Genomic DNA, 11,551 nt, shown 5'->3' on the forward strand with positions numbered 1-11,551 from the left:
CTGTGCTTCGCCGCGCGCTCTCGCGCCACTTGCGTCAACCAGTAGGAGCAGACCTTGGCCTCAGTTCTCGAGAAGATTCTCCGCATGGGCGAAGGGCGCACCCTTCGCAAGCTCGAGAGCGTCGCTAAGCAGGTCGGCCGCCTTGAGGATGCATTCAAGGAGTACAGCGACGAAGAGCTTCGTGACATCACGGCCTCGTTCCGCGAACGCCACGAGGCCGGAGAGTCGCTCGACGCGCTCCTGCCTGAGGCCTTCGGCGCCGTCCGTGAAGCGGCCGGACGTGTGCTCGGGCTTCGTCACTACGACGTGCAGCTCATGGGTGGCGCGGCGCTTCACTTCGGCAACATCGCCGAGATGAAGACCGGTGAGGGCAAGACCCTCGTCGCGACACTGCCGGCCTACCTCAACGCCATCGCTGGCAAGGGCGTGCACGTCGTTACGGTCAACGACTTCCTCGCCACCTACCAGTCCGACCTTATGGGCCGCGTGTTCCGCGCATTGGGCATGACGACCGGATGCATCGTCTCCGGCCAGTCGCCCGCCGAGCGTCGCGAGCAGTACGCGGCCGACGTCACGTACGGCACCAACAACGAGTTCGGCTTCGACTACCTGCGCGACAACATGGCCTGGCGCTCCGAGGACATGGTGCAGCGCGAGCACTTCTTCGCGATCGTGGACGAGGTCGACTCCATCCTCATCGACGAGGCCCGCACGCCGCTCATCATCTCCGGCCCCGCGCAGGGCGACGCGAACCGCTGGTACTCGGAGTTCGCCTCGATCGTGCGCAAGCTCAAGGAAGGGCGCGACTACGAGGTCGACGAGAAGAAGCGCACGATCGGTGTCCTCGAGCCCGGCATCGACCGCGTGGAAGACGCCCTCGGCATCGACAACCTCTACGAGTCGGCGAACACCCCGCTCATCTCCTTCCTGAACAACGCCATCAAGGCGAAGGCGCTCTTCAAGCGCGACAAGGAATACGTCGTGCAGAACGGCGAAGTCAACATCGTTGACGAGCACACCGGCCGCATCCTCAAGGGCCGCCGCTACAACGAGGGCCTGCACCAGGCCATCGAGGCGAAGGAAGGGGTACAGATCAAGGCCGAGAACCAGACGATGGCCACGGTCACCCTCCAGAACTACTTCCTCATGTACGACAAGCTCGCGGGCATGACCGGTACGGCCGAGACCGAGGCCGCCGAGTTCATGAGCACCTACAAGCTCGGCGTCGTGCCCATCCGCACGAACCGACCGATGCAGCGCAAGGACAACCCTGACCTCGTCTACAAGAACGAGAAGGTGAAGTTCGACCAGGTTGTCGAAGACATCGTCGAGCGCCACGAGACCGGACAGCCAGTACTCGTCGGCACGACAAGCGTCGAGAAGAGCGAGTACCTCTCGAAGCTGCTCGCGAAGCGCGGCATCAAGCACGAGGTGCTCAACGCGAAGAACCACGCGCGTGAAGCCGCCATCGTCGCCCAGGCCGGGCGCAAGAGCGCCGTCACGGTCGCAACCAACATGGCCGGCCGCGGTACCGACATCATGCTCGGCGGCAACGCCGAGTTCCTCGCCGTCGCAGAGATGACCGCCCTCGGCCTCGACCCGCAGGAGAACGCGGACGAGTACGACGAGAAGTGGCTCGAGGTCTTCAGCTCCATGAAGGAGCAGGTCAAGAGCGAGGCAGACGAGGTCGCGGAGGCCGGTGGCCTGTACGTGCTCGGAACAGAGCGCCACGAGTCGCGTCGAATCGACAACCAGCTGCGCGGCCGCTCCGGACGACAGGGTGACCCTGGCGAGAGCCGCTTCTACCTTTCGATGACGGACGACCTCATGCGCCTCTTCAACACGGGGGCGACGCGGGCCATCATGGCCGGCGACGGCACGCCGGACGACCTCGCGCTCGAGTCCCGCATCGTCTCGCGCGCCATCCGCTCCGCGCAGTCGCAGGTCGAGTCGCGCAACGCCGAGATCCGCAAGAACGTGCTCAAGTACGACAACGTGCTCAACGAGCAGCGCACGGCGATCTACAGCGACCGCCGCCGCATCCTCGAGGGCGACGACATCGCGGACAAGGTGCAGAACTTCCTGACCGACGCGATCGACGACATCATCCAGGAGCACACGGGTGACGGCACGGGCGACGACTGGGAGTTCGACGCCCTCTGGACGGACCTCAAGCAGCTCTACCCCGTTGGCATCACCGAGGAGGAGCTCTTCGAGGAGGCCGGTGGGCGCAGCAAGCTCACCCGCAAGCTGCTCGAGGAGGAGGTCCTCTCGGACGCGCGGCACGCCTACGAGCGGCGCGAGGAGTCGATCGGGGAGGACGCCACCCGCGAGCTCGAGCGCCGCGTCGTGCTGAGCGTGATCGACCGCAAGTGGCGCGACCACCTCTACGAGATGGACAACCTCAAGGACGGCATCGGTCTCCGCGCGATGGCGCAGAGGGACCCGCTCGTCGAGTACACGCGCGAGGGGTTCGCGATGTTCCAGCAGATGCTCGGCAGCATTCGCGAAGAGTCCGTCGGCTTCCTGTACAACCTCGAGGTCACCGTCAAGAAGGACGAGACGCCGTCGGCGAGCGATACGCCAGACGTGCAGATCGTCGCGAAGGGTCTCGACGAGAAGGAGCAGACAGCTCTGAGCTACTCCGCTGCCACCGACCAGGGTGAGGTCGAGGTGCGCAACGAGCGCGGCCAGCTCAACCAGCGGGCAACAGCGGAGGCAAAGCGCCGTGAGCGCGACCTCGGCACGTCGTCCGCGCTTGACCAGGCGCGTGACGAGGCCGGCGAAGAGCCCGCTGCCCCTGCCGCGAGCCCTCGCCAGGCAACTCGCCCGCGCCAGCAGCCAGCGTCGCGTTCGGGAAACCCCGCGAAGCGTCAGGCCGCGGAGCAGGCCGAGCCGTCTGCGAGCAACGCGCCAGTGGCCGGAAGCTCCTTCGGCAAGGGCGGGACGTCCAAGCCGGGCGACCAGCCTGCGGGCAACCGGGCTCAGCGTCGCCGCAAGAAGTAGCCGCTGGCTGCGGCAAGCAGCCGCGTAAGCGCATGTCCCCATAGACGCAGCGGGCGCACCACAACACGTGGTGCGCCCGCTGCGTTGTCCTGCTGGGTGGTGCAGTGCTCAGTGCTCAGTGCTCAGTGCTCAGTGCTTAGGGCTTAGAGGACGTGGATGGCGGAGGCTCGCCAGCGACGGTCAAGTCCCTCGAGGCGCACCGTGACGGCTCTGACCCGCGCGCCGAAGTCGAGGACAACAACGGCGTCGACGATGTTCTCGCTCGTGTCCTGGACGCGCAGGGTGAGTTCGACGAAGTTCGGGCGCCTCGTCGGCCGTCGGCGCGCTTGGCGGGCTCTGGCTGCGTGCTGGGTGCGGATGAGCAGATGCCTGAAAACGTCGTCGGTCACCCACCTCGAGAGCTGCTCGATGTCGCGGACCCCGGCGATGACCTCAACGACGCTTCGTGCGAGGTTGGAGATGAGCGGCTTCGGGTCTGGCAGGTCCCTCGCGGCCGTTCGCTCGCGCACGAACAGCGGGTCTGCGTCGATGAGTTCGCCGGCCCGCGAAGGAGCCGATGACTGAGTTGCATCGACGGCGCGTAACGCCCCGATGCTGCGCGCTGGCAACATGCGGCCCCCGAATGATCTCAGGCGATTCCCCCCGAACCGCCTGGCGTCATGAAACCACGCGACCGCCACAGCTCGCGAGGTTTGAACTCCCCTGTGGATAACTCTGGCCCCTGCGAACTCGGAACATACGCTGGCGAGGTACGGTGGGACGACCTGTTTGACGACCTGGCGAGCGAGCTGCAGGGTGGGCTCGACGCCGAGGCGGGAAGGCGCGCCATCGAGGACGAGCGACTGCGCGTCGGGAGGCTGACCGTGCGCGAGCGACTCATCGCGCTCGCGGAGAGCGGGGAGCGTCCGGTGTCGCTGCAGATGTCTGACGGCTCCATCGTCGCGGTGCGGCCGAAGGCCTTTGGCAGCGACTGGCTCTCGGCCGAACTGCTCGCGGAGTCGGGTCGAGCCCGAGTCTGCATCGTTCCGACCGCTGGTATCGCCTCCCTCGTCCTTGACGCGGAGCAGCTCGTCGCAAGCCTCCGCGAGCCGCTGGGAAGCCGACCAGGTGACCTCTCGGGGCGCCTCGGTCTGTCGTTCGCGCTTCGTGACCTCGGACGTCGCCGTCAGCAGTGCGAGTTCGTCGTCACCACCGGGACGATCGTCGGCACGATCGACCGAGTTGCTCGCGACCACGTGGACGTGGCCGTTCACGAGCGCGGTGTGGCCAGGCGTGCGAGGGACGTCGTCGCCTACCGGATCATTCCGCTCTCGGACCTTCGCCTCGTGATTCTCGCAGGCGACTGACCGGTCAGCGGCGCTTGTCGGCACAGACGTCGAGCACGAGCGCCAACGAAACCATGAGCGCCCACGAAACGATGAACGCGCACGAAACTATGAACGCGCAGGAAACGACTAGAGCAGAGGGCGGAGCCGCGGGATCACGTCGTCCTGGCCTGCTTCCGAGGACAGGAAGCCGCCAGTGTCCGCGAACTCGCTCTGGCGGAGCGAGGCGACTCGGCGCTGGTACTCGTACTGGTCGTCGATGTACTGCTCGAGCATGGTTCGCTCGACTCGCCATTCGCCGACTCCACCGATGCGAATAGCCGGCAGCTCCCCGCTCTGTACGAGTCCCGTCGCGATATCCATCGTGACGTTGAGGATCTCGCAGACCTCGGAGAGGGTCAGGAAACGGCCGATTGACTGGGGGTCAACGGATGCGTTCATGCCGTCGATTATCGCGCGCAGATCACCGATCGGTACGTGTTGTGGATAACTTCTGCGCCTTCTCTCACGCTGCGCCACGATGGCGGGGTCGCCGTACCTCTGGCGACCGACGATGGGGGAATGGTGCATGAGCGTGATCAAGGGGAGAAAGCCGAGACGCTGGGTGGACCCGAGGCTCTTCCTCGGGGCCGTCCTCGTGGTCGCGTCGGTGCTCGGCGTTGTCGCGGTTCTTGTCGCGGGCAACCGCACGGAGCTGGCCTACGCGGCTTCTGCGACGATCGCCCCGGGCCAGCTGATCACCGTCGACGATCTCGTGGCGGTCGAGGTTGCCCTTGGGGCGAGCGCTGAGGCCTATTTGAGCGCCGAGACGGTCCCGAGCGACAGCTTCATCGTGACGCAGGCGGTGCAATCAGGGGAGCTCGTGCCGCGCTCTGCCATCGGAGACGCCGATTCGAGCCGTTCCTCGGTGATCGTCGAGGTATCTGGTGGTCTGCCCACAGAGCTCGGGCCCGGCAGTGCAGTTGAGCTCTGGTCGAGCCAGGAGACTTCGCCAGGAACCTACGGCGCCCCCGTCCTCACCTCTGCGAGCGCCGTCGTCGCGAAGATCCTGCCACGGGAGGGGACGCTGTCCTCGAGCCAAGCGGATCGCGTGGAGTTGCTCCTGCCGAAGTCCGAGATACCGGCCCTGCTCGCAGTCATCAGCAACGATTCGCGCCTGGCGCTCATCCCGGTCTACCTCGAGAAGGGGCAATAGCGTGTCGCGCATTCTGCTCGCCATCGATTTCGAGATCGAGGCCCGGCTGCTCGAGGGCATCATCGCGGCAGGGCACGACATCGTCGACAGAGTCTCAGGCAGCCTCGCGGCTGCGACGGCGCTCGAGCGCCTCCGGCCAGATATCGTTCTGCTGCAAGGGGCGCCGGAGACGCTCACCCCGCGCAGCGTCGCAGCCTGTTCACGATTCGGTGCGAGGGCGATCGTGGTCGTGGCAGGCGATCTGGAACGCCGAAACGCAGAGGCGCTGTCTGCGACGGAAGTGGTGGAGGCGGCTGCGAGCTGGAGCGAGATCGAGGTGCTGCTCGCGTCTGGGGCCGTCGACCCTTCGCGCGACGTGGCGACAGGGCCCATCCCGCAGCAGTCGCTGTCCTTCGCGAGGCCGCCAGCGGTGGCCGCCCCGCCTGCCGGTGAGCAGGTTTCCGAGCCGTCCGGGCCAGAACGGCAGGTGCCCGCTGCCCCCACTCGGGCCGCCCGCAGACGCGCTGACCGAGCGCGTGGACGTCCGGGCGCACGATCCGCGGTGCGTTCCCGCGGAGTGCCATCACCCCTGCGCCGGACTGATCCAGACGGGCGGGGGATGCTGTTGGCCGTCTGGGGGCCGCACGGTGCGCCGGGCGCATCCACCGTCGCCGCAGCGGTCGCGTCCAGCGCCGCCGAGGCCGGCCAGAGGGTGCTGCTCATCGATGCAGACAGCTTTGGGGGCTCTCTCGCGCCGATGCTCGGCATCACTGACGAGGCGCCTGGCTTCGCGGCCGCGTGCCGGCTGGCAGGCGCCGCGCGTCTCACACTGGATGAGCTCGAGCGCATCGCCGTGTCGCGATCTTTCGGGAGGGGCGATCTCCTCGTGCTCACGGGTATTGCAAACCCGGCGAGATGGCCGGAGCTCTCGCGGGACCGGGTGCTCACGGTGCTCGAGAAATGCCGCGAGGTCGCCGACTTCGTGGTCGTGGACGTGGGGTTCAGCCTCGAAAGCGATGACGAGATCGCGAGCGACGCGTTCTCTCCGCGCCGCTCGGCCGCGACGCTGACTGCCCTCACTGCGGCCGACAGGGTGCTCGCCGTGGCTGATGGGCAGGCCGTCGGCCTCCAGCGTTTCCTGCGTGCACGCGCGAACCTGGTCGAGATCGTGGGGGACACCCCGACGGACGTGATCGTGAATCGGGTCCGGGCGGACGCGGTCGGTCTCGGCGCCGCTGGCCAGATCAAGCACGTGCTCTCACGATTCGCCGGCATCGAGGCGAGTGCGTTCATCCCACTCGACCAAACGGCCTGCGATCGAGCACTCCTCGCGGGAGAGCCCGTGACCTACGCGAGCCCGCGTTCGGTGTTCGCCCGCGCGATCGGCGCTTACGTGTCGGACATCCTGGTGGCCGCGACTGCAGGGGCCGGTGCGCGGGAAACGAAGCAAGCGGAGACGTCAGGAAGTACCGCATTTCGCCGATTCTGGCGCGGTCGTGGCGAACTGCAAGCTCAGAACTCCTAAGCTGACCGAGTGTCGAGTCTCTCATCGCAACTCCAGCGCCGCGGAACCCTCAGTGAAGCTGAGCAGTCGTGGATACTGCAGCTGAGCGCCGACTGGCAGCTCCTGACCGACCTCTCGTGCGCCGACGTGGTGCTGTGGGTGCACACCAAGGACGATGACTTCGTCGCCGTCGCACAGGGCCGCCCGTCCAGCGCCCCGACGCTCTTCTACCGAGACCTCATCGGGCAATCCGTGCGGGAGCAGTGGGCCGCCTCTGTGCGCCGGGCCTACGAAGAGGGCATCACGGTTCGCTCGACTGAGCCTGACTGGTTCGACGAGATCCCGACCCAGCTCCTCGTGACGCCCGTCTTCTGCCGCCTTCCGGGCGAGGGCGTCAGCGAGCATCCGATCGCGGTCATCACGAGGCACACGAACCTCGGCAGCACCCGTTCCATCACGCGGCAGGAGGAGACCTTCCGCGACTGCGCGGACGAGATCTTCGCGATGATCGAAGAGGGGGCGTTCCCTGACCCGGAGGCGCCGCAAATCTCCAGGCGAGGAGCGCCGCGTGCATCCGACGGCCTCATCAGGCTCGACAGGGACGGCGTCGTCACCTTCGCGAGCGCCAACGCACTGAGCGCCATGAACAAGCTCGGGTTCGGAGGCGAACTCGAGGGCGAGGTGCTCTCGGAAGTTGCCTCGGCGCTGGTCCACGACAAGAGCAGGGTGACGGTCGACGAGGCGCTGCCTCTCGTCGTCACGGGCCGGGCGCCCTGGATGACCGACGTCGAAGCTCGCGACATCACCGTGACGCTTCGAGCCCTGCCGCTCCGCGCACACGGAGAACGTACGGGAGCGATCGTGCTCTGCCGCGACACGACGGACGTCAGGCACCAGCAGCAAGAGCTCATCACCAAGGACGCCACGATCCGCGAGATCCACCACCGGGTGAAGAACAACTTGCAGACCGTCGCCGCGCTCCTTCGCATTCAGGCGCGACGCTCCCGCAGCGACGAGGCCAGGGAATCGCTGACCCAGGCCATGCGTCGTGTGTCCTCGATCGCCGTCGTCCACGACACGCTCTCAGGCGGGTTCTCGCAGACGGTCGACTTCGACGATGTCTTCCTCCGCGTGATGAAGCTCATCACCGAGGTCTCCTCGTCCTCCAACACGGTCGTCAGGCCGGTCGTCAGCGGTCGCTTCGGCACGCTGCCAAGCGAGTACGCGACCCCGCTTGCGCTTGCGCTCACGGAGCTCGTCACGAACTCCGTGGAGCACGGCCTCGCCGGCCAGGAGGGTGAGGTGACGGTCACCGCAGAACAGACTCCCGGCGGGCTCTCCGTCACAGTTGCCGACACGGGCTCAGGGTTCGTCGCGGGACGAATCGGCGCAGGTCTCGGCACGCAGATCGTGCGCACGCTCGTGGAAGGTGAACTGGGCGGTTCGATCGAGTGGCACTCAGAACCTGGCGAGGGTACCCAGGTCAAGCTGCGCATCCCCAGCCGATGGAAACGCGAAACGGGCGGCGCCTAAACGCCGCCCGTTGGGCGATCCGCGGTCAGGCCGCGGAAGTGGTCTTGCTCAGGATGCGCGTCGTGCGCGTGCCGCACGTCGCTTGAGTGCACGGCGCTCGTCTTCCGAGAGGCCGCCCCAGACACCGGAGTCCTGTCCGGTGTCGAGTGCGTACTGGAGGCATACCTCCGTCACCTTGCAGGAAGCGCAGACGGCCTTCGCTGCGTCGATCTGGTCGACAGCTGGGCCGGTGTTTCCGACCGGGAAGAAGAGCTCGGGGTCTGCGTCCAAGCAGGCGGCAGTATCGCGCCAATCCATCAGTGGTGCTCCTTATCGAGTGCGCCTCGCGCACAAAAACGCTCCGCTGGGAGCGAAGTTCGTGAACCCGGGATGCGGTGACTGGCCTATAGACTTGGCCTCGATTTTGCATACCTCCGGGTATCTCTACCTAGAGAAAGATTTTGCCACAGCGTGATTTTCCAGGCAAGGGGTAATTCGTGAGCTTAGGCACGGCCAAGCGTCCGGTCACCGTCAATGTGCTTGCTGCGGTGCTCAGTTTCGAGGCCGCCATCCTCGCAGCTGTGACGGTGTTCCTCGTCGCCGAGACCGCGGCGCAAGAGGCCGAGTTCCTGGCCTCTTCCCTTGCGCTTGCTGGCCTCGCCCTGCTTGGAGCCGTGTTGCTCGCGCTCGTTGCTGTATCCACGCTTCGTCTGCGTTCTTGGGTGCGCGGCGCCACGATCACGTGGCAGATCATGCAACTGGCAGTCGCCTGGGTGTTCCTTCAGGGCGATATTGCGGTCTGGGCCGGCTGGGCGCTTGTCGCCGTCAGCCTCATCGGTCTCGTCGCCGCGGTGCATCCCGCGACTGGCCGCGCACTGCACCGCGACGACGATGAGGTCGAAGCGGGGCGCTAAACCTCGAGCAGCTTCAGGATGCGGGCCACATGGCCGGCTGCCCTGACGTTGTACATGGCGTGCTCGATGTTGCCCGTCTCGTCGATGATGAAGGTCGAGCGGATGGGGCCGACGGCGATGCGGCCGTACTTGTTCCGCTCCCCGTACGCGCCATACGCCGTCTGGACCGCGTGGTCGGCGTCGCTCAGAAGTGTGAAGTCGAGGTGCTCGGCCTCGCGGAACTCGGCCAGCTTCTCCGGCTCGTCAGACGAGATGCCGAGGATCGTGTACCCGGCCGCTCGAAGAGGTGCGTCGCTCTCGCGGAAGTCGCAGGCCTCGGCCGTGCACCCTGGCGTGAAGGCCTCTGGGTACGTGTAGAGGATGACCCTCTTGCCTCTGTATTCGGCGAGCGAGACGGAGTTGCCGTCCTGGTCGGTGAGGGTGAAGTCGGGGGCGCTTGCACCTGGCTCGAGGCGAGTCGGAGTTGATGTCGTCATGCCCTCAATCGTGGCATGTTGTGGCCGATTGGACTTCGAGTTCAAAACAGTGCTATGCTCTCTCGGTCGCCACGGAAACGTAACGACATGCACCTCTAGCTCAATTGGCAGAGCAATTGACTCTTAATCAATGGGTTCTCGGTTCAAGTCCGAGGGGGTGTACGAGATAGGCCCGGTAGCTCTCGCCAGCTACCGGGCCTTCTTGCATCTAGCGGACGCGGATCTGCCGTTCTCGGAGGCGCGGTGCTGGCAGAATGGGCATGCACTGGCTTGGCGCGGATCGCGCCGACGACGAGGAGGCAGATTCCGTGACGAATGCACCCGGTGAACTTTGGGCGAACTGGCCGCGAACCGCACGCGCGACCCCCTCGAGCGTCGTTGCCCCGAGGACTCCGGTCGAGGTGCAACAGATCGTCGCGGAGGCGTACGTCAGTGGCAGGCACGTCAGGCCCGTCGGTGCTGGCCACACCTCGAACGCGCTCGCTGTCGCGCCGGACATCCTGCTCGACACGCGCGGCCTCCGTGGCCTGAACTGGATCGACCTCGACAGCCACGAGGCATCGTTCGGTGCTGGTACGACGATCGCCGAGGCTGGGGCCCTGCTCGAGAGCTACGGCTGGCAGCTCGAGAACTTCCCGAACAATCCTGCCGTGACGCTCGGTGGCGCCGTCGCAACGGGCAGCCACGGCACCGGGGCGCGCTTCGCGAGTCTCTCGTCCCAGCTCGTTTCCGCGACGCTCGTGTCGGGCACCGGTGAGCTCGTGACGGTCAGCGCGCACCAGGACCTCGAACTGTGGCCATCGGTCAGGCTCAGCCTCGGTGCCCTCGGAATCTTCACGGAACTCGTGTTCCGCATCGTTCCCGGCTACCGCATTCGAACCTCGGAGGAGGAGATGCGCATGAGCGGACTCCTCGACGAGTTCGCGGTGCTCGCCTCTGGTGCCGACCACTTCTCGGCGAGCTGGCGGCCACACACCGACGAGGTGTTCGTGACGCAGGGATTCCGTGAGTCCGGCGAGATCGCTGACGAGCCGACGCCCTCGCGCCGCTCGGCGTCGTTCGGCGCGCTTGGCGAGATGCTGGCGATCGGCCTGTCGAAGTCGCTGCCGCTGCTCACCCCTGCAGTGAACAAGCTTGCGAACCGTGTGCATCCGGTCGGCGAGTCCACCCTCGGGCCTATGCGCGCCCTCGCCGAGCCTGCCCCGGTGCGCTTCGCGTCGCTCGAGTACGCGTTCCCGATCGGGGAGACGCCCGAGGTGCTGCGGGCCCTCGATGAGACTCTCGAGCGGGCTCGCCTGCACCTCCCGTACGCCGTGCGCATCTCGACGACGGCAGCCGACGATGCCTTCCTCTCCAACGCCTACCGAAGGACCGTCGGCAACATCACGGTGCGCGTTCCATCGACGCTCGACGCGCGACCGATCTTCACCGCAGCGGAAGACCTCTTCCTGAGCCTCGGGGGTTTGCCGCACTGGGGGAGCTTCCACACGGTGCGAGCTGAGGAGTTCAAGCACGTCATCACGCGCTTCGGTGACTTCCACACGGCACGTGAACGCCTGGACCCGGAGGGCGTGTTCGACAATGCCCACCTCAAGCGGGTCCTCGGAGCGCACTGAGCTGACTGCGCGCACGGCCGCGCG

General features: G+C 66.5%; 11 protein-coding genes and 1 tRNA gene. 8 read left to right on the plus strand and 4 right to left on the minus strand.

The genetic code is table 11. From position 1 onward, the window contains the following. Nucleotides 1-54 precede the first annotated feature (54 nt). Entirely contained in the window at nucleotides 55-3,006 is a 2,952-nt protein-coding gene (secA, locus tag FHX72_RS07545; RefSeq protein ID WP_183624177.1) for a preprotein translocase subunit SecA, read from the plus strand. Between the two features lie 143 nt (nucleotides 3,007-3,149). On the opposite strand, the gene FHX72_RS07550 is transcribed toward secA, so the two are convergent. After that, a complete protein-coding gene (locus tag FHX72_RS07550) occupies nucleotides 3,150-3,617 on the minus strand; it encodes an Rv3235 family protein (RefSeq protein WP_068477004.1) in 468 nt (155 codons plus the stop codon). Between the two features lie 93 nt (nucleotides 3,618-3,710). Between FHX72_RS07550 and FHX72_RS07555 the strand changes: the two genes are divergently transcribed. After that, the gene (locus FHX72_RS07555) at nucleotides 3,711-4,352 is read left to right on the plus strand and encodes a hypothetical protein (protein WP_068477002.1); all 642 of its coding nucleotides are present in this window, start codon (nucleotides 3,711-3,713) and stop codon (nucleotides 4,350-4,352) included. A 108-nt stretch (nucleotides 4,353-4,460) separates the two neighbouring features. Here the strand turns inward: FHX72_RS07555 and FHX72_RS07560 are convergent, their stop codons facing one another. After that, entirely contained in the window at nucleotides 4,461-4,772 is a 312-nt protein-coding gene (locus FHX72_RS07560; RefSeq protein WP_156475570.1) for a helix-turn-helix domain-containing protein, read from the minus strand. Nucleotides 4,773-4,899: 127 nt separating this feature from the next. Between FHX72_RS07560 and FHX72_RS07565 the strand changes: the two genes are divergently transcribed. The 3 genes from FHX72_RS07565 to FHX72_RS07575 are packed head-to-tail and all read left to right on the plus strand — an operon-like array spanning nucleotide 4,900 to nucleotide 8,542. Further along, a complete protein-coding gene (locus FHX72_RS07565) occupies nucleotides 4,900-5,526 on the plus strand; it encodes a hypothetical protein (protein WP_156475569.1) in 627 nt (208 codons plus the stop codon). A 1-nt stretch (nucleotide 5,527) separates the two neighbouring features. Then, complete coding sequence (locus tag FHX72_RS19635) at nucleotides 5,528-7,030, plus strand: MinD/ParA family ATP-binding protein (protein ID WP_068476998.1); 1,503 nt, start codon at nucleotides 5,528-5,530, stop codon at nucleotides 7,028-7,030. A gap of 9 nt (nucleotides 7,031-7,039) precedes the next feature. Next, on the plus strand, nucleotides 7,040-8,542 hold the full coding sequence (locus FHX72_RS07575) for a sensor histidine kinase (RefSeq protein ID WP_068476996.1): 1,503 nt from the start codon (nucleotides 7,040-7,042) through the stop codon (nucleotides 8,540-8,542). Nucleotides 8,543-8,590: 48 nt separating this feature from the next. Here FHX72_RS07575 and FHX72_RS07580 read toward each other — a convergent pair whose 3' ends face one another. Beyond that, nucleotides 8,591-8,839, minus strand: coding sequence for a WhiB family transcriptional regulator (locus tag FHX72_RS07580; protein ID WP_068476994.1), 249 nt, complete (start codon nucleotides 8,837-8,839; stop codon nucleotides 8,591-8,593). Between the two features lie 179 nt (nucleotides 8,840-9,018). Between FHX72_RS07580 and FHX72_RS07585 the strand changes: the two genes are divergently transcribed. Next, on the plus strand, nucleotides 9,019-9,435 hold the full coding sequence (locus FHX72_RS07585; RefSeq protein WP_156479736.1) for a hypothetical protein: 417 nt from the start codon (nucleotides 9,019-9,021) through the stop codon (nucleotides 9,433-9,435). Here FHX72_RS07585 and bcp read toward each other — a convergent pair. After that, nucleotides 9,432-9,911 carry a thioredoxin-dependent thiol peroxidase gene (gene bcp, locus FHX72_RS07590; protein WP_068476990.1) on the minus strand — a complete coding sequence of 160 codons (480 nt, stop codon included), beginning with the start codon at nucleotides 9,909-9,911 and terminating at the stop codon, nucleotides 9,432-9,434. The genes FHX72_RS07585 and bcp overlap by 4 nt on opposite strands. Before the next feature lie 89 nt (nucleotides 9,912-10,000). Between bcp and FHX72_RS07595 the strand changes: the two genes are divergently transcribed. Next, nucleotides 10,001-10,073: transfer RNA gene (locus FHX72_RS07595), tRNA-Lys, on the plus strand. Between the two features lie 146 nt (nucleotides 10,074-10,219). Continuing rightward, entirely contained in the window at nucleotides 10,220-11,527 is a 1,308-nt protein-coding gene (locus FHX72_RS07600; protein ID WP_183624179.1) for a D-arabinono-1,4-lactone oxidase, read from the plus strand. Nucleotides 11,528-11,551 lie beyond the last annotated feature (24 nt).

It is taken from the genome of Pseudoclavibacter helvolus (assembly GCF_014191305.1).
GTDB classification, from domain to species: Bacteria; Actinomycetota; Actinomycetes; order Actinomycetales; family Microbacteriaceae; genus Pseudoclavibacter; species Pseudoclavibacter helvolus.